Here is a 20,558-nt window from a genome sequence, read left to right on the forward strand (position 1 = left end):
GGCCGGATGCCGGCTTGCAGCGCGCATCGGTCAATGGCATCGAGCTGGCCTGGGACAGTCAGGGTGATGAGGCCGCCGAGGCGATCCTGCTGATCGCCGGCCTGGGTACCCAGATGGTGCGCTGGACCCCGGCGTTCTGCCGGGCCCTGGTGGACCGTGGGTTCCGGGTGATTCGCTTCGACAATCGCGATGTTGGCGCTTCGACGCACCTGGTCGAGGCCGAGGTTCCGGACCTGGCGGCACTGCTGGCCGGCCGGCCGCCGGCGTTGCCCTACAGCTTGCAAGACATGGCCGCCGATGCCCTGGGGCTGCTGGATCACCTGGGCATCGAGCGAGCCCATGTGGTGGGGCGTTCCATGGGCGGGGTGATCGCCCAGGTCCTGGCCTGCGAATATCCGCAGCGGGTGCGTTCGTTGACCTCGATCATGGCCAGCAGCGGCAACCCGGCCTTGCCGCCACCCGCGCCGCAGGTCATGGCCTTGCTGACGGCGCCGGCGGCAGACCCGGCGCTCGACCTGGAGGGCCATGTGGCCCAGCGCCTGGCCCTGGCCCGCTGTATCGCCGGCGGAGCCAGGGCATTCGATGAAGCGGCCCAGCGCGAGCTGGTGCTGGAGGAACTGCGCCGGGGCTGGAACCCCGCAGGCTTCATGCGCCAGCTGGCGGCCCTGGCCTGCGCCGGGGATCGCCGGCCCCAGCTGGCCGGCATCCGGCTGCCGACCCTGGTGGTCCATGGCGCCGACGACCCGCTGGTGCCCGTGGCCTGTGGGGAAGACACCGCGCGTTCGATCGCCGATGCCGAGTGGTTGCTGATCCCGGGCATGGGCCATGACCTGCCTCCGGCCTGCCAGCCCCAGGTGCTGGCGGCCATCGAACGCACGGCGCGCCAGCGCTAGGGGCGGCAGGTTGTGTGGCGCCCTGGCGCTCTTTTATAGTCGCGGCTGAGCCGCCTCGAAGCCCAGCCCAAGGTGCACCGCCGATGAACCTCGCGACCCTGGTTTTATTCCTGCCTGCCTGTTTTGCGCTGAACATGGCGCCCGGCCCCAACAACCTGCTTTCGGTCAAGAACGCCACCACCTACGGCTTCCGCGTTTCCTGCCTGGCCGGGGTGGGGCGGCTGCTGGCCTTCACGGTGATGATCGGCCTGGCCTCGGTGGGGCTGGCGGCGGTGCTGCAGGCTTCGCAGCTGCTGTTTCACGGGATCAAGATTCTTGGCGCGGGCTACCTGCTGTACCTGGCGTATCAGCTATGGACGGCCGATACCCGCGTCGCGGTCGAAGGCCAGGACGCGGCGAGCGGACTGTCGGCCCTGGCCCGCCAGGAGTTCCTGATCGCCATCGGCAATCCCAAGGCGATCCTGGTGTTCAGCGCATTCCTGCCGCAGTTCGTCGATCCCGCCGCGCCGGTAACGGGGCAGTTCCTGATGCTGGGAGGCTTGTTCCTGGCGCTGGAGTGCGTGGCGATCATGGCCTATGCCGGCATGGGCCTGCACATGCGCCGCTGGTTCGGCCAACCGGCCGGGCGCCGCTGGTTCAACCGTGGTTGCGCGGCCTTGCTTTCGGGCGCGGCCTCGCTCCTGCTGCTGGCGCGGCGAGCCTAACCGGCGATAGAGCCAGGGGCCGGGGCATGCTCAGTCCCAGCTAAGTTTCACTGCGTATCTTCTCCTCTACACACATTCAGTGCAGACCAGGAGAGGCTAGCCGCACATGAATCACGCAAGAGCCGGATGGCTCAACAAAGTACCTGAGGTCACCCTGTCGTTCTGGGTCATCAAGATCCTGTCGACGACAGTGGGGGAGACCGGGGCCGATTTCCTGGCCGTCGATGCCGGTTTCGGTGCCGGCTGGACCAGCATCGGCATGGCGCTGCTACTGGCCTGCGCCTTGTTCTTGCAGATGCGCAAAAGTGCCTATTCGCCCTGGATCTATTGGTTGACCGTGGTCTTGGTCAGCATCGTCGGGACGCAGATCACCGACATCATGACCGACATGCTCGATATCAGCCTGTACACCAGCACCGCGGTGTTCTCGGCGCTGTTGGCGATCAATTTCCTGCTCTGGTTCAAGGTGGAGCGCAACCTGTCGATCCGCGAAATCGACACCCCGCGGCGCGAGTGTTTCTACTGGTCAACGGTGCTCTGCACCTTTGCCCTGGGTACCGCCGCCGGCGACCTGGCTACCGAAGCGCTGGGGCTGGGGTTCACGCTCGGCGCGATGATCTTCGCTGCGCTGATCGCCGCAACCCTGGTGGCCTGGCGCCTGGGGGTCAATACGGTCCTGGCGTTCTGGGTCGCCTACATCCTTACCCGGCCATTCGGCGCGTCCCTCGGTGACTTGCTGACCCAGGCCAAGCAATACGGCGGCCTGGGCCTGGGAGCACCCTGGACCAGCGCCATCTTCCTGACGGTCATCGTCCTGTTGGTGGCGGTCGCGCAAATCACCCTCAGCCATCGTAGAACCGTCACCCCGTAGCCCTTCGGGCACCTATCAAGGAATCAACATGCGCTCTTTGCGATTTGCCTTTAACCGCGTCGTACTCGTCTCGTCCATCGTCTTGTTGGGCAGCCTGGCCGGTTGCTCGAAACCCGGGGACAAGCCCGCGACCGCCACGCCGACCGTCTCTTCAAGTGTCTCGGCCCAGGCGGGCTCGAAGCTCGGGGACTTGAGCGAGTTCCGCAGCATCGCCGCCCAGGTCAGTACCCTGGTCGAGCATAACGACCTGCCCGCCGCCAAGACCCGGATCAAGGACCTGGAAACCTCCTGGGACTCCGCCGAAGCCGGCATCAAGCCGCGTGCCGCCAGCGATTGGCATGTGCTGGACAAGGCCATCGACCGCGCCCTCGATGCCCTGCGCGCAAGCTCGCCGCAGCAAGGCGCCTGCAAGGCGGCGATGGACGATTTGCTCAAGACCTTCGACTCGATGCAAGCGCCGCGCTGACACGACCCCGGGCCGGCGGACAACCCCCGATCCAGATGCTTCAATACAGGCGCGACGGTCATGACCGCCGCGCCTTTTTTCTATCGGAGCGCAGCATGCGGATTCTGTTGGTCGAAGATGATCTGATGATTGGCGACGCCATCCAGGGCGCGCTCAACGATGCCAGCTACGCCACCGACTGGGTGAAGAACGGGCCGCACGCACTGGCGGCGCTGGGCACCCAGGCCTATGACTTGGTGCTGCTCGATCTTGGCCTGCCCGGCCAGGACGGGCTCGATGTGCTCGATGACATTCGTGCTGGCGACAATCCGGTGCCGCTGCTGATCATCACGGCTCGGGATGCCCTGGATGATCGCCTGCGCGGCCTGGACGCAGGTGCCGACGACTTTTTGCTCAAACCCTTCGCCATGGCCGAGTTGCTGGCGCGCATGCGCGCAGTGCTGCGGCGTCGCGGCGGCAGCGCTCAATCGGTACTGGGCAATGGCCAGGTGTCGCTGGACCTTGTCTCCAAGCTGGCCAGTACCGCCGGGCGGGCCGACGTCCCGCTGTCCGCCCGCGAGTTCGCGCTGTTGCAGGCCCTGCTGATCCGTCCTGGCGCGATCCTCTCGCGCAGTGAACTCGAAGACCGGATCTATGGCTGGGGCAATGAAGTGGAAAGCAATGCCGTGGAGTTCCTGATCCATGCCCTGCGGCGCAAGTTGGGAAGCCAGGTCATCAAGAATGTCAGGGGAATGGGATGGATGGTTTCAAAAGGCGCCTGAGGGATTCGGTGCAGCTAAGGCTTAGCGTGGTGTTGTCCCTGGCCATTTTCCTGGTCGCCTTGCTGTCTGGCGCGTTCGCTTTCATCACTGCGCTCGATGAGGCCCACGAAATGCAGGACGAGACCCTGCGCCAGGTGGCGATGCTGTTCGATCGACAGCAAATGACCCTGCGCTATCGCATGGGCGAGCCGATCGCCGGAGACGACGAAGAGTCGCGGGTCATCGTGCAGTACCTGGCCGATAGCAGCAAAGCCACGGGCGATGACGATACCAGCATGCCTTTGCCGTTTCCCCCGACGCTGGCCGATGGCCTGGCAACGTTGAACGTCGTCGGCGAACAGTTTCGGGTGCTGGTCAGGACTACGGCGGGGGGCGAGCGCATAGTCGTTGCCCAGGAGATGGACCTGCGGGACAAGGAAGCGCGTGAAAGTGCCTGGCGCAGCCTGTTGCCATTTCTCATTCTGTTTCCGGTGTTGCTGCTGGTGGTAGGCGATCTGGTCCGCAAGCTGTTTCGTCCCATCGCCGTGCTTTCGGCCGAGATCGACCAGCGTGACCAGCAGGCGCTGCATGCCATCGATGAACACCACCTGCCGACGGAGGTCCGGCCCTTCGTGGTGGCGATCAATCGCCTGCTCGAACGTGTGGCCCGGGGCATGGAGGTGCAGCGCCGTTTCATCGCCGACGCTGCCCATGAGCTGCGTTCACCTATGACGGCCCTGTCCTTGCAGGCGGAACGCCTGGCATCCACGCAGATGTCGGTGGCCGCTCGAGAATGCCTTGTGCCGTTGGCCCAGGGCATCGAGCGCAGTCGCAAGCTGATCGAGCAATTGCTCGCCCTGGCGGCTGCCCAGTCGAGCGTGCCGCGGGTGCAGGCATCGGTATCGGTCCATGAAGTCTTTCGGCGGGTCCTGGAGGACTTGCTGCCACTGGCAGAGCACAAGGACATCGATATCGGCGTTGAAAGCACCCGGGATGTGCAGGTCATGATCAACGACATGGACCTGTTCATCCTCGTCAGGAATCTGCTGGACAACGCCATTCGCTTTACTCCCCCAGGCGGGCGCATCGACTTGGCGGTGCAAGCAGGGCTGGAGGGCGTGACCCTCGAGGTCAAAGACTCTGGCCCCGGCATTAGCGTCGAGGAGCAAGCCTTGGTATTTGATCCGTTCTACCGCAGCCTGGGCACTGGCGAGACAGGCTCAGGGCTGGGCTTGTCGATTGTCGCTGCGATCGCCGAGCGCTCTGGCGCCACTGTCGAGTTGGGTTTTGCGGATGAAGCCACGCGCAGCGGACTGCGTGTGTCGGTCAGCTTGCGGTTATCGACCGCATAACGCTGATTTCAATGCTTTTGGCTGCCGGCCTCGGCTATGTCGCCCCCTCTCTGGCAAGGAGGAGGGGGCCATGGCTCCAGGAACTAGCTGATGACGAAGTAGGGATCCCAGGCGCAATAGCCGAGGATCTTGTTGTTCGGATCGACGATCATGAACGACCAGTTGTACCTCAGGTTGCTGCAGGCCTGGGCGGCACGCGCGCTCCAGTAGTAGGTCGTGACCTTCTGCTGGAACGGCTGTTCGCAGTAGCTGCCCGTAGGCTTGCTGTTGTTGATGATGGGCATCGGGGTGTTCTGCGTGACATCGGCGGTGATCTGATCCAGGTAGACATTGCTGTCCGTGGTGGGATCGGGATAGGTCTGGGTGTATTGGTAGAGGATTGCCGCGTATTTCATATCCTTGGTCAGGGTGGTGGTGCGCCAGTGGACGTAATCATCCTGATTCAGGTCCACCGAGAGCTCGGCGGTGCCTTCACTGTTGCTGCCGCCGCTGACGTAGTTGCGGGTGGTGTACATGCAGACGACCTGGTCGGAAACCCGGGTGGACGAGTTGGGCATGTAAAAACTGTACAGCTGAGTCGGTCGGTCGGGGTGCGGGCTCAGGCCGTTCAGGAAAACGCCCTGTTCGGCGCACTGCAAGATCGTGATGACATCGATGACGATCATGATGTCGACGACTTTTTCGTTTTCGTAGCTCATATCCAGCTCCCTGCTGTCAGGTTGGACGCCCGGTTGTCCAGGCGCATGGTTGATCACCTTTTCCGGGGGACGACCACCGAGCATCGGGTCTCTGGCCCGGTATGCCGACAGCGGGCTGGATGCACTTCCATGAAGTCGCGAGTGGAATCTAGATCCTCAAGATGGTTAGTCAAATGGCCAGCCCTAAAAAGCGCGAGCGCAAGACGAGCGGTGCAAGGCCAGGGTTAGGCGCTCGCTGTGGCGCTCTCGGTCCGGTGGTTGCCCAGGAACTGATCGAGCCACTGCGCCGCCTCAGTGGCATGGGTCAGGCCCAGGTCGTGCTCGGCTTCGGGCACGATGCGCAAGAGGGCCTGTGGCAACAGGCGGGCCAGACGCTGGCCTACCGCCACTGGGCTGATGGGGTCGCGGTCGCCCCAGAGCAGCAGCACCGGCATGCGCAACTCCCCCAGGCGCGGACCAAGGTCGCTGTGATCGTCGACAAACCAGCGGGGCAGTTGCGGGTAGGCCGTGCGGTAATCGTTGCGCCAGTCGGCGGCGCCCAGGTCGCTCATGTCCACGCCGCCAGAGGTGACGCTCAAGACCAGGTGGGTGACCCGCTCCGGCCGCTCAAGGGCCGCACGCACCGCAATGATGCCGCCCATGGATTGAGCCACTAGCGCTGTCGGCTGGTCGATGCGTTGCAGTACCAGATCCACCAGATCGTCCATGCCCTGGACGTCTGGCTGTGCCGGGGTGTCGCCAAACCCCGGCCAGCCCAGATGCACGTGGCGCGCCGGATGGCGCAGCTGCATGGCCAGGGGTTGCCAGAATTGACGATTGCCCGAGGCACCGGGCAGAAACAGCAGTTGTTGGGGGGCTTGTGACATGACATCGCTCCTGGTCCATGGGCGGCGGATAAAACCCTCGCGCTGACAGCAGGGCCGCGCGGCGGCGCTAGAAAATACGGTGCCCGGGTCCTGCGAGCAAGCGCTGCCTCAGGCGACACTGGCTTGCCATGCTGGCGCCCCGGAATCGGCCGCCAGGGTTTATCATGCTGCGCTGCCTCTCGTTGCCTGCCCGACAAGGGGCCGCTCCTTTCGCCCACCGTGGAGGTCCGCCATGTCCGATCTGCACAAGCTGCCTGCCTGCCCAGCCAGCCTCCCTGAATTCCCGGTGTGCCATGCCCGTGGCGGCACCTCCACCGGGCTGATCCTGGCCCGCGAATCGCTGCCTGGCGACGAGGCCTTGGTGGAAGAACTGCTGCGCCACTTGATGGGCGTGCCCCTGCACGGCGAGTGGCCGGGCAACAGCCAGATCACCGGCTTGGGCCGGGGCGGCCCCACCAGCAACAAGGTGTTCATCGTCGAGCGCCGCCCCGGCGAGACGCGGATGATCAGCACCCTGGCGCAGCTGGCGGCGGGCAAGAGCACCATCGACTGGAGCGTCAACTGCGGCAACATGTCCGCGGCGTTGCCGCTATATGCCTGGCAGCGCGGTTGGCTGACGCCCGGGGAGGACGGCGGGCAGATCGAGATCTTCAACAGCAACACCCAGACCACGATGTATGCGCGCCTGAGCCTGCGCGACGGCCGGCTGCTCAGCGACACGCGGATCCCCGGGGTCAACGGCGTGTTTCCCGGGGTCGATCTGTTCCTCGATGACCCGGTAGGGGCCAAGACCGGGGCGCTGTTTCCCACTGGGCAGCGGGTCGACCTGCTTCAGGGCATCGCCGCCACCTGCATCGACGTGGCGGTGCCCATGGTGATCGTGCGGGCCGCGGACCTGGGCAAGACCGGCCAGGAAACCCCGGCACAGCTGGACGCCGACCCGCTGTTCAAGGAGCGTCTGCTGGGGCTGATGGTCGAGGGCGGCCTGCGCATGGGACTGCGTGGACGCGATGGGCATCTGTTGACGGCCGAGGAACTGCGGCGCAGCGAGACCATTCCCAAGATCTGCATTGTCGGGCCGGCCCGCAGCGGCGGTGACATCGCCACCCGCTACTTCACCCCGCAAAACGCCCATCCGTCCCTGGCGGTATCCGGCGGTTGCTGCCTGGCGGCGGCCTGCCTGGCCGAGGGCACCGTGGCCCAGCAACTGCTGGCCCAGCCCCGGCAATTGAGCGCGACCCGCAGCGAGTACCCGCTGGCCATCGAAAACCCCGCCGGCATCCTCGAGACCCTGATCAGCGCCCGCCAGCACGGCGGCGAGCTTTCAATCGACGGCGCCGCCTACCGGCGCAGCGCGCAGATCCTGCTGCAAGGCCATACCCCGCTGTACAACGCCTCCCCGGAACTGGCCCAGGCGCTTCTGTAGTGGGTGATACGGTCGATCGCTGAAGGCCCTGCGGGCCTTGTCGCGGCTTCGCCCCGCTTGTCCAGCGTTGGTGCGCTCGGTCAGGCCGATTTGCCCGCAGGCTGCGGCCCCGGGCAAACTGTCGCGTATTTCCAGCCGGGACCTGTCGCTTTCATGTCCGCCTCCTTGTTCACCTCCCCGCACCTGGGCCTGGCCTTGCGCCGCTGGCGCCTGCTGCACCGGGTCAAGCAACAGCACGCCGCCGAGCTGTTCGGGGTGGCGCAGTCGAGCATTTCCCGCTGGGAAAACGGCCAGCAAGCCATGGAACCCAGCGAGCGCGCCAAGCTGGAGCAACTGCTGGCGGCCAACCTCAGCGCCGCCGCCGACCAGGCCCTGGCCCGGTTGGTGAACGACAGCCCGCGGGCGGTGCACCTGGTCTGCGACCTGACCCACCGCCTGCTGGCCTGCTCGGCCACTCGCGCCGGGGAGTTCGGCGTGCCCTTGAGCGAGTTGCTGGGGCAATCCTTGTGGGGCTTCTGCACCGAGGAGATCGTGCGTAAGGAGAGGGCCCTCGACGACCTCGGCTGGCGTGAAGTGCTGACGCCCCCGGCGCTGGAGTTCTTCAGCGGCCACAACGATTCGGCCATCGTGCCCATCGCGGCCAGCCAGTGCCGCTGGACCCGCCTGAACCTCTCCGACGGTAACGCGGTGCGGCTGGTGGAAACCCTCTGACTCCAGCCTGCTCCGGCGCCACGGATATTTTATCCGTGGCCTGTCGAATCCGGGCCGGCTAGGCTGGGCTGTCATTTCATCCAGGTTTAGCCATGAACGATCAACTCCTCGGCGGTCGCCTCGAGTTCCTGCGCCAGGCGGAGCGACTCAAGGACGTACTGCGCAGTGCCCACACCTCCAGCGGTCGCCAGGAAAGCACCGCCGAACACAGCTGGCGCCTGTGCCTGATGGCCTTGCTGCTGGAAGACCAGTTGGGCGAGCTGGACCTCTTGCACGTGCTCAAGCTGTGCATCGTCCACGACCTGGGCGAAGCCCTCCATGGCGACATCCCGGCGGTGCAGCAGGCGGCCCATCCGCACAAGGGCCAGCAGGAACGCGAAGACCTGCAGACCCTCGCCAGTTGCCTCGATGCCCCGGCCCGCCAGCGCCTGCTGGCCCTGTGGGACGAGTACGAGAACGCCAGCTCGGCCGAGGCCCGGGCGGTCAAGGCCCTGGACAAGCTGGAGACCCTGCTGCAGCACAACCAGGGGCGCAACCCGACGGATTTCGACTACCGTTTCAACCTCGACTACGGCCGGCGCTACACCAGTGCCACGCCGCTGTTCCGCGCCCTGCGCGAGCAGATCGACCACGACACCCGGCGCCACATCGACGCGGCTGGCTGAGCGCCGGTCCCTTGCAGAGAGTATCCGCAGCCCATGAACCCGATCCTGCGCGCCGAACGTCCCGGCGATATCCCGGCCATCGAACAACTGACCCGCGAAGCCTTTCGCGATGCCCCTCACTCCAGCCATACCGAGCAGTACATCGTCAACGCGCTGCGCAGTGCCGGAGCCCTGACCCTGTCCCTGGTGGCCGAAGAGGGCGATGCACTGCTCGGCCATGGATCGATCTCCCCCGTGGTCTTCAGCGGTGGCGAGCCCGGCTGGTTTGGCCTGGCGCCGGTCTCGGTGGTGCCGGAGCGCCAGGGCCAGGGGATCGGCTCACGCTTGATCCGCCAGTTGCTGGCGCAGTTGCAGGAGCAGGGCGCCGCCGGCTGCGTGGTGCTGGGCGACCCGGTCTACTACGTGCGTTTCGGCTTCAAGGCCGGACAAGGACCGGTATTGCCCGGGGTGCCCGCCGAGTACTTCCAGGCGCTGGCGTTCCAGGGGCGCTGCCCGGTGGGCGAGGTGCGTTTTCATCCGGGCTTCGAGGCCCAGGGCTAGGGGCGCGGGGTTCAGAACAGCTCCTGCAAGGTGCGCTCCACGGCCGGGTTCGAGGCGGGCGCGGTACTCTCCAGCGTCGGTGCATTCTCGCTCTTGAACAGCTCCATGGCCGTGTGCGCGGCGTCCGCGGGCGCGGCCGTGCCATCTTCCAGGTGGATGCGCCGGGTGATGATGCCCGGTGGTTCGGGCTGCGAGTAGAGGGCCTTGCCCGCCAGGGCCTGGCCCATGTAATCCATCCAGATCGGCAGGGCGATGGTCACCCCCCATTCCCGGCGGCCCAGGCTTTGCGGCTGGTCGAAGCCGGCCCAGACAGTGGTCACGTAGTCGCCGTTGTAGCCGGTGAACCAGGAGTCCTTGGCGTCGTTGGTGGTGCCGGTCTTGCCGGCGATGTCCGGTCGCCCCATGGCGGCGGCAGCGCGCCCGGTGCCGCGCTTGATCACGTCCTGGAGCATGCTGGTCAGCAGGTAGGTGGTGCGGCCGTCCACCACCTGTTCGGCCACGGCGGCTGGCGCCGGATTGCGCAGGCTGGGGGCGCAGCTCGGGTTGGCGGCGAAGAGCAGCTGGCCGTTGCGGTCCTCGATGCGCTCGATGAGGTAGGGCGTGACCCGGTAGCCGCCGTTGGCGAACACGCTCCAGGCCGCGACCACCTCCATGGGCGTCACCGAGGCCGTGCCCAAGGCCAGGGACAGGTTGCGCGGCAGATCGTCGGCGGCGAACCCGAAGCGCCGGATGTAGTCGAGGGTCGGGTCGATGCCCATGGCCTGCACCAGGCGGATCGCGACCATGTTCCGCGAGCGATACAGCGCCTCGCGCAAGCGGATCGGGCCGAGGAAGGTGCGGTTCTCGTTGCGTGGGCGCCAGGCCGGGCCGGCGTAGTCGCTGCCCAGCACGATGGGCGCGTCGTTGACGATGCTCGCCGGGGTAAAACCGTTGTCCAGCGCTGCGGCGTAGATGAAGGGCTTGAAGCTCGAACCCGGCTGGCGCTTGGCTTGCAGCACCCGGTTGAAGTGGCTCTGCTGGAAGTCGAAGCCGCCCACCAGCGCGCGGATCGCGCCATCTTCCGCTGCCACCGACACCAGCGCACCCTGGGCCTTTGGCACCTGGCTGAAGGCCAGTGGCTGTGCATCTTGTTGTTCGACGCGGATCACATCGCCCACCTTGATCAGGTCGGCCGGTCGCGCCGGGGCGCGGCCCAATGCGTTGTGGCTGATGAAGGGCCGGGCCCAGGCCATGGTCGACCAGGGCACGGCGTGTTCCCGGCCACTGCCATCGATGATCACCAGGCTCTGGTCCAGGACCTGGGTCACCGCCACGGCCTTCAGGCCGCCCAGGGTCGGGTAGGCCTGCAGCGCTTGTGGCCAGTCCGGCCGCGGCGTGCCACGCAGCTGGGCTTCGGGGCCGCGATAACCGTGGCGCCGGTCATACACCTTCAAGCCCTTTTGCAGCGCGCTGTTGGCCGCCGCCTGCAATGGCGCGGTGACCGTCGTCACCACCTGCAGCCCACGGGTGTAGGCCTGTTCGCCGAAACGCTCGACCATCTGCGCCCGGGCCATCTCCGCCACGTAGGGCGCGTCCACCTCGGGTTCCGGTGCGTGGTAGCGGGCCGTGAGCGGCTCGGCCAGGGCTGCCTGGTAGCGCGCGGCATCGATGCTGCCCAGCTCGTGCATGCGCCCCAGGATCCAGTCCCGGCGCTGCTTGGCCCGGGTCGGGTTGTTGATCGGGTTGAAGCGCGACGGCGCCTTGGGCAGGCCGGCGATCATCGCCGTCTGGGCCAGGGTCAGTTGCGCCACCGGCTTGCCGTAGTAGACCTGCGCGGCAGCGGCGATGCCGTAGGCGCGCTTGCCCAGGTAGATCTTGTTGACGTACAGGTTGAAGATCTCGTCCTTGGACAGGCTGCGTTCGATCTGCAAGGCCAGCAGGATCTCGGTCAGCTTGCGCGAGAAGGTCCGCTCCTGGCTGAGGAAGAAGTTCTTTGCCACCTGCATGGTGATGGTGCTGCCCCCGGAGCGCACATGCCCGCTCCTGGCCAGTTCCAGGGCCGCGCGTAGCAGCCCCGAGGGATCGACGCCGGAGTGCTGGCGGAAGTTGCCATCCTCGGCGGCCATGAAGGCCGCGAGGAAGTCATCGGGAATATCGGCGTTGGCGATGGGAATCCGGCGGATCTCGCCGAACTCGGCGATCAGCTTGCCCTCGTGGCTGAGGATCTGCAGCGGCTCTTGCAACTGCACGTCCTTGAGCGTCGCTACATCGGGCAGTTGCGGTTGCAGGTACAGGTAGGTGCCGCTGGCGCCGAGCACCAGCAGGCTGGCGATGGCCAGGGCGCACCAGCCCAGGTTCTTCAGTAGTCGCATCAAAGGTTCCTCGACTGCGGTTGGCAATTGACCCGGCATGGGCCTCAAAGGGTTGCGCTGGCGGCGCGCCGTGGTTCGCCGAGCGCCGCCTGCTCCCCGGCGGCCGGCACGGCGTACTCGGCCTTGAGCCGGCCGCTGTCATCCAAGAGCCAGGCGTCCATCACCTGGCGCACCACCGGGCCTGCAACCCGGGCGCCGGCCTCGCCGTTCTCGATCATCACGGCGACCACGATGGCCGGGCGCTGGGCCGGGGCGAAGCCGACGAACAAGGCGTTGTCGCGGTGGCGTTCATGGGTCTTGGCGCGGTTGTAGCGTTCGCCCTGCTTGATCGCCACCACCTGGGCGGTGCCGCTCTTGCCGGCGATCCGGTACTGCGCGCCACGGGCCGCCCGGCGCCCGACCCCGCGCGGGTGATGCATGACCATCTGCATGCCCTGGATCACCCGGTCCCAGGTCTGCGGGTCCTTGAGGCGGATGTCCGGCAGCGGCTGCGGGTCGACCAGGGCCTGGCCGCCGACCGCCAGCGCCAGGTGCGGCCGGTGCCAGATCCCTCGACTGGCGATCAGGCTGGTGGCCTGGGCCAGTTGCAGGGGGGTGACCTGCATGTAGCCCTGGCCGATTCCCAGGATCAGGGTCTCCCCGGGGTACCAGTCCTGGCGGCGGGTCGCGCGTTTCCACTCCGGGGATGGCATCAGCCCGGGCGACTCCTCGAACATGTCGATGGACACCCGCTGCCCCAGGCCGAACTCGCTGAGGTAGTCGTGCAGCCGGCGGATGCCCAGCTTGTGCGCCAGGTCGTAGAAGTAGGTGTCATTGGACCGCATGATCGCGTCGTACATGTCCACCCAGCCATCGCCGCCGCGATTCCAGTTGCGGTACTTGTGCCGGTAGTTGGGCAGTTCGTAGTAGCCGCGATCGAACACCCGCTGGCTCGGGGTGGTCACGCCGCTGTCGAGCCCGGCGACCACCACCATGGGCTTGATGGTCGAGCCGGGCGGGTAGAGCCCGCGCAGCACCCGGTTGAACAGCGGCATGTCGGCGGAGTCGCGCAGGGCGGCATAGGCCCCGGCACCGATGCCCTTGACGAAGGGGTTGGGGTCGAAGCTCGGGCGGCTGACCATGGCCAGCACCTGGCCGGTGTCCGGGTCCAGGGCCACCACCGCGCCCCGGCGCTCGCCAAGGGCCGCTTCGGCGGCGCCCTGCAAGCGCACGTCCAGGCTCAGCACGACGTCCTGGCCGGGCACCGGCGGCTGGCGGCGCAGTACCCGCATGACCCGGCCCTGGGCGTTGGTCTCCACCTCTTCGTAACCCATGCGGCCATGCAGCGCCTCTTCATAGAAACGCTCGATGCCGGTCTTGCCGATCAACTGGCTGCGCAGGTACTTGGCCGGGTCGAGACGCGAGTATTCCTGTTCGTTGATCCGCCCGACATAACCCACCGAGTGGGCGAAATGTTCCCCCAAGGGATAGACCCGCGAGAACTGCGCCTGGACGTCCAGCCCAGGCAGATGGAACTGGTTCACCGCGATCAAGGCGATCTGCCGCTCGCTCAGGTCCGGCAGCAGCATCAGCGGCTCGAAGGCCCGCCCACGGCGTTGCAGCAGCTTGGCGATCCGCGCCTGTTGCCCGGCGTCCAGGCCGAGGATCCGGCTCAGGCGGGCGATCACCGTCGCCACGTCGCCGGCCCGCTCGCGGGTGAGGAACAGGTTGAAGGTCGGTACGTTGCCCGCCAGCAGCACCTTGTTGCGGTCATACACCAGGCCCCGGGGCGGCGGGATCGGGCGCAGGTGGATGCGGTTCTTCTCGGACACCGCCACTTGATAGTCGTGTTGCGTCACCTGCAGGACATACAGCCGGCCCACCAGCGCGCAGGTCAGGACGATCACCAGCACGGCGCTGGCGATGATGCGGCGGTTGACGATTCGCTGGTTGTCGGCCTGATCGTGGAACGGGGTGTGCTCTGGCATCGAAGACTCTTGGGGCTGGGCAGTGACCGGCCAGGCGGATGGCCGGCCTGCGTGGGGAACATTGGCGGTGGTCGCCGGGGGCAACCACGATCGTGGGTTGGAGCGCGGCGGGCCGTGGCGGTGGACGGATGCGCACAAGCATGGACATGGGCTGGCCTCAGCCCGGGTCCGGGGCGACCTGGTTCAGGCGCAGGGTCTCGGCCATGATCCGGCTGAACAAAGGCGCCGCTACCAGGCCGCCGAAGAAGCCGTGCTGGCGCGGGTTGTCCACCACCACCACAATCACGTAGCGCGGCGCGGCAGCCGGGGCGAAACCGGCGAACACCGCCCGGTAGGAGCGCGCCAGGTAACCCTGGACTCCGGCGCCGGTCTTGCGCGCCGTGCCGCTCTTGCCGCCCACCTGGTAACCTGCGACCCGCGCCCGGTAGATACCCCGCGGCCCCTCGACCACCTGCACCAGCATGTCCCGCACGCGGTTGGCCACCTGCGGGGCCATGGCCTGCACGCCCTTGGGCGGTGCCGATAGCCGCAGCAGCGACAAGGGCAGGCGGACGCCACCGTTGGCCAGGGTGGCGTAGGCCCTGGCCAGTTGCACCGCGCTGACCGAGAGGCCGTAGCCGTAGGCGAGGGTGGCGGTTTCGCTCGGGCGCCAGGTTGCCCGGTTGGGCAGCACGCCGAGCCGTTCGCCGGGAAATTCAAGGCCCGTTGCCTGGCCCAGGCCCACCCGTTGCAGCAGGTCATGGATGCGTGGCGCGCCGATGTCGAAGGCCACCTTGCTGATCGCCACGTTGCTCGAACGCACCAGGATGCCGGTCAGGTCCAGGGTTTCGCCGGCGGTCCTGGAGGCATCGCGGATGGTGTAGCGGCCGACCTTCAGGGTGCCGGTCTCGACGTGCACGCTGTCGCCGGGTTTCCAGCGCCCGCTTTCCAGGGCCGCCGCCACCGAGAACGGCTTGATGGTCGAGGCTGGCTCGAACACGTCCACCACGGCGCGGTTGCGCATCATTGCCGGGCTCAGTTGTGCGCGGTTGTTGGGGTTGTAGCTGGGCTGGTTGGCCAGGGCGAGGATCTCCCCGGTCTTGACGTCAAGGATCACCACGCTGCCGGCATCGGCACCGTTGTCCTCGATGCCCTGGTGCAGCTCGCGATGGGCGATGTACTGCAAGCGCAGGTCCAGGGACAGCGCCAGGGGCTGGCCGGGTCGGGCCGGGCGGGACACGCCCAGGTCCTGGATCAACTGCCCACGCCGATCCTTCAGCACCCGTTGCAAGCCATCGTGCCCGCGCAGCAGTGGGTCATAGGCGAGCTCGATGCCCTCGCTGCCGCGGTTGTCGATATCGGTGAAGCCCACCGCATGGGCCGCCGTCGCCCCGGCCGGGTAGAAGCGCCGCGACTCTTGCACGGCGTGCACGCCGTCGATCTCGAGCGCTTGCACTTGCTGCAGCATGCGCTCGGCGACTTGCGGTGCCAGGCGCCGATGCAGGTAGAGAAACGCCTTGTGGCGATTGCCCAGCAGCAAGGCGTCCAGGCGGGCTGGCGGGATTTCCAGGGCCTGGGCCAGGGCCGGCCAATGCGGGCGTTGTTCGAGCAACTGCTGAGGGTTGGCCCACAAGGTGGTGACCGGGGTGCTCACCGACAGCGGCTGGCCGTTGCGGTCGGTGATCAGCCCCCGGTACGCGGGCAGGCCGAGGTGCCGCAGGCTGCGGGCATCGCCCTGCTTGATCAGGAAGGCCTTGTCGGTCACTTGCAGCTGGATGATCCGCGCGCAGATCGCCAGGGCCATGCCGGCGACGATGGCCACGGCCAGGCTGAAGCGCCAGGGCTGGCGGATGGTTGATGCTGGAGTCATGGGGCAGTGCTTTGCAGGCCCGCGGCGGGCAGTCGATGGCTTGAAGAGGTCGCACACGGCGGGTCCAGCCGTGGCGTCATTCGGTTAACCAGGCAGGGCTGGGGATGTGCAACAACTTGAGGATTCGGGCATTGAGGCTGCCGGTCAGCGGCAACTCGCAGTCCATCTGGAACAGGAAGATCGCCTGGGCGGTCTGTTCACCCGCCACGCCATCGACCAGGCCCTGGTAGTAGTCCCGTGCGGCCAGCGCCCGTTGCAACTGGCTGATGACCTGCTGGCCGGATGCCGAACCTGGGGCCTCCTGCATGCAGTGTGGCTCGGGCGCTGAGCAGGGGCCGGCGGCAACCGTGTCCGGCTCCTGGCTCGCCAGCGTTGCCGCGAACGCCCCGGCAGGCACCGCCAGCAGCAGGGCCAAGGCCGCCAGGGCTGCGCCGTGCTTGGCATGCTGTTTCATGTCTAGTCCCCTGGTATCCGTTGTGCCTTTCCTGATGCCCATCGGGCCCGGGTTGCACCGGCTGCGGATATTCCTGTGTCGCTTGAAAAGCCTTATCGCTCAATCGCTTAGTGGGCGATAAGGTTATGGGGGGACATTTTAAGAAGGCTAAAATATAGAGCAACGCGCTATAGGGGCTATCTGATATGAATCCAGTTGATATCGAGGCAGTGGACCTCAACCTGCTCCGGGTGTTCGTTGCCTTGATCGAGGAGGGCGGGGCCAGTCGGGCCGCCATTCGCCTTGGGGTCACCCAGCCGGCGGTCAGCGCCGCCCTCGGGCGCCTGCGGGACATCTACGGCGACCCGCTGTTCGAGCGCACCGGCCGTGGCCTGCGCCCAACCACCCGGGCCAATGAGCTGGCGCCGCTGATCGGCGAGGCCATCGATCGTTGCCGCCTGGCCCTGAGCCTGTCGGTGGGCGGCCGGGAGACCCGTGGCCGGACCATCACCATCGGCCTTTCCGACGACAGCGAGATCGCCCTCGGGCAGCAGATCCTGGCGGCGGTGGAGCAGCGCCTGCCCGGGCTGCGGATCATCTTTCGCCAGACCCACAGCGGCGTGGTGCAGGACATGCTCATGGGCCACAAGGTCGATATCGCCATCAGCGCCGGCGGCTTCTCGTCCCAACTGGTGACCCGTACCCGCCTGGGCCGGGGCAACTACCTGTGCATCGCCGATGCCCACAACTCGATCCCCCAGAGCGCCGCAGACTACGCGGGGCGCCCGCACCTGCTGGTGTCCTCGGCCGGCTACGTGGGCATCGTCGACGAAGGGCTGAACGCCGCCGGCTACAAACGCACGGTCAAGGTCTCGACCTCGCACTTTGCCGCCGTGCCGTTCCTGCTGGTGGGCTCCAGCCTGATCACCACAGTGCCGACCCACGCCGCCCGGGCGATGGCGCGGATCACCTCGTTGCAAACCTTTCCCTGTCCCGTGCCGATGCCGTCCTACGAGCTGGAGATCGGCATGCGCGTGGGCAGCAAGCACGATGAAGCGATGCAGGTGGTCAAGGCCCTGATCCTGGATTGCATCAAGGAGCATTTCTTTTTGCAGTGAACGGTGGGGTGGTTGCGCCCTGAATTGCCTGTTGGATGAATGCCGGGATATTCATCCAGCGGTCAGCTGGACTACTCTGTCCGGCTTGCTCAACGCCTTGGGTCGGGTCCATGCAATCGATAGAGACAACCTTGTGTGCTTATTCCGAACAGCACTTGCCAGCACTTCCTCATACCTATGTATGGACGTTCGACGCGGCGATCGTCCATGAGTCGTTCGGGCTCACCGTTGCTGGTGCGAACTGGTACGAAAGGGCGCGCACGCTTAAGCGCGGCCTTTCAGGACAGTGGGCGCTTTTCCCGGAAAAGCGCACAGACATTGCCAATTACGCCGTAAAAACCTGGGGCGGGGTTGGCGCAAACCATGCCACGACGATGCAAGGCTATGTGCAGGCGGTGTCCCAGGGAGGCGTACCCGCCACACACAAGGGCATCGCTTCATGGTCGAAGGTGGCGGCGTTCTCGAACCCGGGCTTGCATGCGATCTTCGATGCACGCGTGTCGTTTTCCCTCAACGTCATTCAATTGCTCCAGGGGAGCGGCCAGCACTGCTGGTTCCCGCATTTGCCGGGTCGAAACAACCTGCTCAACGGGTGCTGGCCGCGCTTGAAGGCCATGGCCAGGCAGCAAGGGTGGCTTCGCATCGGGACCAGGCAGGTGTATGCGCGCTACATCGAGCTGATTACAAACGTTGCAGGGCAGCTGGGCGTCGACATCGATGATCTCGAAATGCTGCTCTTCTCGAAGGCCGGGGAACTGGCCGATGAGTTCAATCTCGTCCATCCGCGCGATGAGCAGTGAGTGGCGATCCGGATTGCACAACCGCGATGGCTTCAAGCGCTCGAGCCAAGTCGCTAGCCGTGCACACTGGGCCTCGCTAGAACGGTCGGCATGGCCAAGCTATGTTTCACCTGGCAGCGGTGGATGAACCCAGCCTGGAACATGCCTTGGTCAGCAGCCCCCACGCGCTGCCGAGGCTCTTGCAGGACGTGGGCGGCCACCCCAATGCCCGCCAGCACGAGGAGCGTGGAACAGCGGTGTGTGCCGCGGTGTGGTACCCGGCAGGGGGGGGGGGCGATCTTGTGCGACGCGACCCGCGCCACCCTGATGCCTCGGGCGCTGGCCGCTGCCATTCAGAGCACCAGGATGGCGCGGGCCAGTTGCTGGTCCGAAAGCCGTGGGTCATTCAGTACATGGCGAATCCTGATGAAAGCCGCTTCGATCCGGGCGCCGCGAATACCACCATCGCTGGCGACGAACGCTGCCGCATCGTCCTTGGCGGCCAGCACGATCTTGTCGTCCTTGAACGAGCTGCTGGTGCCACGGGTAGCGCCCAGGGTCAGGCTCACGGAAATGTCGGTGGTCATTACAAAACTGGTGGCCTGGGCCTCAAGGCTTATCAGGCAGCCGGCAAGGCACAGCAGGCGGGGCAGGGAGGTGGGTTTCATCGGGCTCGGCATGGGCTTGGAGAGGGCCGCACCCTAACAATTCGCCGTGGTGGCGCGCCTTAGTGGTTTTGCTAAAGATTGTAAAAAAGTGCCCAGCGTCGACCTGTGCCTGCTGCAAGGCAGCCAGCGTTCTACCGCCTTGCCTGCCCGCCTGCCGTTGTGGCAAGCGGGCAGGCGTTGTGCCGCTATGGCTTGGCGCCCAAGCGCTGCACCTCGGGGAACAGCTGGCCCAGGGTGCGGCGGGCCTGGGCCGCCTCGAGGTAGGCGTAGAGCAGGTCGGTCAGGTCTTCGAAGCCCAGGCGTCGGCCGTCGAGCATGGGATTGCACAGCCACAGGCGGACCCGCATGCCCGCCGCCACGCTCCGGGCGTTGGGCGCGGCCAGGGCCTTGAAGCCGGCCGGGGCCAGCTCTGGCGCGCGCTGGCCGGCGCTTACCGAGAACACCACGGCCAGGCTCAGGTGGCGCTGCTCCAGTTCGAAGGCATCGAAACAGGTCCAGGGCGTGGGTTCGGCGGCGTTGGCGAACTGCAGGCTGTCGGCGCTCAGTGCCAGCACCCGCTGGCCGTGGCGCCGGCGCAGGGCCTCGGCCCCCATCAGGCCGGCGAGCCCGGCGCCGAGCAGCAGCGCGCCAGGCCCCCAGAACAACAGCAGGGCCGAGTGCAACTGCCAGGCCGTGGGCAGGTTGGCCAACCAGCCGCCGAGGGCCAGCAACAGCACCGAAAGCAGGGCCAGCAGGGCCGCCTGGCCCAGGCAGCGTTCATGAATCTCGCACTGGCCCTGGGGGCCGTCGGCGGCCGCTTGCAGTTGTTCCAGCAGCGCTTCCTTGCCGGCGTTATCCACGGCCTTGCAGCTCATCCAGCTGCTGCTGGGCGTTGGCGGCCTGGCAGTAGGCGTCCAACAGGGCCGAGATGTCATCGACGCTGAGTTTTTGCCCGGCGCGCATCAGGCCGGCGGAGTGGATGCGGATCTGCGGTTGCGGGTCGCGCAGGGCCACGGCCTGGTTGCCGAACAGCTGGCGCACCGGACGATGGCTGGGCAGCGGGGCGTCGGCACGCAGGGTCAGTTGTTGCAGGGTTTGCAGCAGCTCGTCCTTGACTTGGATGTCCACCACGTCGGTGAGGTTGACCGGCGCGCTCAACGGCTCGACGAACAACTGGCGCCGGGTCAGGCGCATGAAGACCTGCTGGCCGGCGTTGCGGTGCTGCCAGCTGACCACGGCGAACAGCAGGGTCAGGAACAGGCCGCAGAGCAGCAGGCCGGTCTTGCCCTGGTGCAGGCCCAGGGCCAGGGCGCCGAGGGACGCGAGGGTCAGCAACGGGCCGAACACCTGGTAGCGGCGGGTGTTGGTGAACTCGCTCTGCTCGGGCACGCGCTCGATCACCTGTTGCAGCTCGGCGATCACCCGCCTGCGCCGGGCGGGCTGGGGGGGGTCCGCCCAGGGGGGGGGGGGGGGGGCGGGGTG

General features: G+C 66.7%; 21 protein-coding genes. 12 read left to right on the forward strand and 9 right to left on the reverse strand.

The genetic code is table 11. The features are described from left to right. Positions 1 to 14 precede the first annotated feature (14 nt). The 6 genes from ACK6AU_RS08460 (at position 15) to ACK6AU_RS08485 (ending at position 5,026) form a co-directional block, all read left to right on the forward strand. The gene (locus ACK6AU_RS08460; RefSeq protein WP_409298779.1) at positions 15 to 893 is read left to right on the forward strand and encodes an alpha/beta fold hydrolase; all 879 of its coding nucleotides are present in this window, start codon (positions 15 to 17) and stop codon (positions 891 to 893) included. An 83-nt stretch (positions 894 to 976) separates the two neighbouring features. After that, on the forward strand, positions 977 to 1,597 hold the full coding sequence (locus tag ACK6AU_RS08465; protein WP_409298781.1) for a LysE family translocator: 621 nt from the start codon (positions 977 to 979) through the stop codon (positions 1,595 to 1,597). Positions 1,598 to 1,703: 106 nt separating this feature from the next. Beyond that, positions 1,704 to 2,468, forward strand: coding sequence for a hypothetical protein (locus tag ACK6AU_RS08470; RefSeq protein ID WP_409298783.1), 765 nt, complete (start codon positions 1,704 to 1,706; stop codon positions 2,466 to 2,468). Positions 2,469 to 2,496: 28 nt separating this feature from the next. Then, the gene (locus ACK6AU_RS08475; RefSeq protein WP_409298785.1) at positions 2,497 to 2,934 is read left to right on the forward strand and encodes a hypothetical protein; all 438 of its coding nucleotides are present in this window, start codon (positions 2,497 to 2,499) and stop codon (positions 2,932 to 2,934) included. A 95-nt stretch (positions 2,935 to 3,029) separates the two neighbouring features. Next, positions 3,030 to 3,695 (forward strand): response regulator, encoded by a 666-nt coding sequence (locus ACK6AU_RS08480; RefSeq protein WP_409298787.1) that lies wholly within the window; start codon positions 3,030 to 3,032, stop codon positions 3,693 to 3,695. Next, the gene (locus ACK6AU_RS08485; protein WP_409298789.1) at positions 3,671 to 5,026 is read left to right on the forward strand and encodes an ATP-binding protein; all 1,356 of its coding nucleotides are present in this window, start codon (positions 3,671 to 3,673) and stop codon (positions 5,024 to 5,026) included. The genes ACK6AU_RS08480 and ACK6AU_RS08485 overlap by 25 nt, the downstream gene beginning before the upstream one ends. 83 nt (positions 5,027 to 5,109) lie before the next feature. Here ACK6AU_RS08485 and ACK6AU_RS08490 read toward each other — a convergent pair whose 3' ends face one another. Together ACK6AU_RS08490 and ACK6AU_RS08495 are read right to left on the reverse strand one after the other, a co-directional pair. Beyond that, entirely contained in the window at positions 5,110 to 5,724 is a 615-nt protein-coding gene (locus tag ACK6AU_RS08490) for an AidA/PixA family protein (protein ID WP_185699262.1), read from the reverse strand. A 224-nt stretch (positions 5,725 to 5,948) separates the two neighbouring features. Next, on the reverse strand, positions 5,949 to 6,590 hold the full coding sequence (locus ACK6AU_RS08495; protein WP_409298791.1) for an alpha/beta fold hydrolase: 642 nt from the start codon (positions 6,588 to 6,590) through the stop codon (positions 5,949 to 5,951). A 232-nt stretch (positions 6,591 to 6,822) separates the two neighbouring features. Here ACK6AU_RS08495 and ACK6AU_RS08500 point away from each other — a divergent pair, with 232 nt between their 5' ends. From ACK6AU_RS08500 to ACK6AU_RS08515, 4 genes are all read left to right on the forward strand, one after another. Further along, the gene (locus ACK6AU_RS08500) at positions 6,823 to 8,016 is read left to right on the forward strand and encodes a PrpF domain-containing protein (RefSeq protein WP_185699260.1); all 1,194 of its coding nucleotides are present in this window, start codon (positions 6,823 to 6,825) and stop codon (positions 8,014 to 8,016) included. Positions 8,017 to 8,169: 153 nt separating this feature from the next. Beyond that, positions 8,170 to 8,727 carry a helix-turn-helix domain-containing protein gene (locus ACK6AU_RS08505; RefSeq protein WP_409298794.1) on the forward strand — a complete coding sequence of 186 codons (558 nt, stop codon included), beginning with the start codon at positions 8,170 to 8,172 and terminating at the stop codon, positions 8,725 to 8,727. A 92-nt stretch (positions 8,728 to 8,819) separates the two neighbouring features. Beyond that, on the forward strand, positions 8,820 to 9,392 hold the full coding sequence (locus ACK6AU_RS08510; protein WP_409298796.1) for an HD domain-containing protein: 573 nt from the start codon (positions 8,820 to 8,822) through the stop codon (positions 9,390 to 9,392). Between the two features lie 33 nt (positions 9,393 to 9,425). Next, complete coding sequence (locus ACK6AU_RS08515) at positions 9,426 to 9,932, forward strand: GNAT family N-acetyltransferase (protein ID WP_409298798.1); 507 nt, start codon at positions 9,426 to 9,428, stop codon at positions 9,930 to 9,932. A gap of 11 nt (positions 9,933 to 9,943) precedes the next feature. On the opposite strand, the gene ACK6AU_RS08520 is transcribed toward ACK6AU_RS08515, so the two are convergent. The 4 genes from ACK6AU_RS08520 to ACK6AU_RS08535 all read right to left on the reverse strand — a co-directional run bounded on the left by ACK6AU_RS08520 (position 9,944) and on the right by ACK6AU_RS08535 (position 16,553). Then, positions 9,944 to 12,286: a penicillin-binding protein 1A gene (locus ACK6AU_RS08520; protein ID WP_409298800.1), complete on the reverse strand. Its 2,343-nt coding sequence runs from the start codon at positions 12,284 to 12,286 to the stop codon at positions 9,944 to 9,946. 41 nt (positions 12,287 to 12,327) lie between these two features. Continuing rightward, a complete protein-coding gene (mrdA, locus tag ACK6AU_RS08525) occupies positions 12,328 to 14,250 on the reverse strand; it encodes a penicillin-binding protein 2 (RefSeq protein ID WP_409298802.1) in 1,923 nt (640 codons plus the stop codon). A 157-nt stretch (positions 14,251 to 14,407) separates the two neighbouring features. Continuing rightward, positions 14,408 to 16,099 carry a peptidoglycan D,D-transpeptidase FtsI family protein gene (locus tag ACK6AU_RS08530; protein ID WP_409298804.1) on the reverse strand — a complete coding sequence of 564 codons (1,692 nt, stop codon included), beginning with the start codon at positions 16,097 to 16,099 and terminating at the stop codon, positions 14,408 to 14,410. Positions 16,100 to 16,175: 76 nt separating this feature from the next. Then, positions 16,176 to 16,553 (reverse strand): peptidoglycan-binding protein, encoded by a 378-nt coding sequence (locus ACK6AU_RS08535; RefSeq protein WP_022639883.1) that lies wholly within the window; start codon positions 16,551 to 16,553, stop codon positions 16,176 to 16,178. A 185-nt stretch (positions 16,554 to 16,738) separates the two neighbouring features. Here ACK6AU_RS08535 and ACK6AU_RS08540 point away from each other — a divergent pair, with 185 nt between their 5' ends. After that, complete coding sequence (locus ACK6AU_RS08540) at positions 16,739 to 17,650, forward strand: LysR family transcriptional regulator (RefSeq protein WP_022639884.1); 912 nt, start codon at positions 16,739 to 16,741, stop codon at positions 17,648 to 17,650. A 110-nt stretch (positions 17,651 to 17,760) separates the two neighbouring features. Continuing rightward, the gene (locus tag ACK6AU_RS08545) at positions 17,761 to 18,450 is read left to right on the forward strand and encodes a hypothetical protein (protein WP_409298807.1); all 690 of its coding nucleotides are present in this window, start codon (positions 17,761 to 17,763) and stop codon (positions 18,448 to 18,450) included. Between the two features lie 332 nt (positions 18,451 to 18,782). Here ACK6AU_RS08545 and ACK6AU_RS08550 read toward each other — a convergent pair whose 3' ends face one another. The 3 genes from ACK6AU_RS08550 to ACK6AU_RS08560 form a co-directional block, all read right to left on the reverse strand. Then, entirely contained in the window at positions 18,783 to 19,097 is a 315-nt protein-coding gene (locus ACK6AU_RS08550; protein WP_409298809.1) for a DUF2388 domain-containing protein, read from the reverse strand. A gap of 185 nt (positions 19,098 to 19,282) precedes the next feature. Then, positions 19,283 to 19,951 carry a hypothetical protein gene (locus ACK6AU_RS08555; protein ID WP_409298811.1) on the reverse strand — a complete coding sequence of 223 codons (669 nt, stop codon included), beginning with the start codon at positions 19,949 to 19,951 and terminating at the stop codon, positions 19,283 to 19,285. Next, entirely contained in the window at positions 19,929 to 20,498 is a 570-nt protein-coding gene (locus ACK6AU_RS08560; RefSeq protein WP_409298820.1) for a hypothetical protein, read from the reverse strand. Before ACK6AU_RS08560 ends, ACK6AU_RS08555 begins: the two co-directional genes overlap by 23 nt. Positions 20,499 to 20,558: the final 60 nt, after the last annotated feature.

Source organism: Pseudomonas sp. KCJK8993, assembly GCF_046230915.1.
Lineage (GTDB): Bacteria > Pseudomonadota > Gammaproteobacteria > Pseudomonadales > Pseudomonadaceae > Aquipseudomonas > Aquipseudomonas piscis.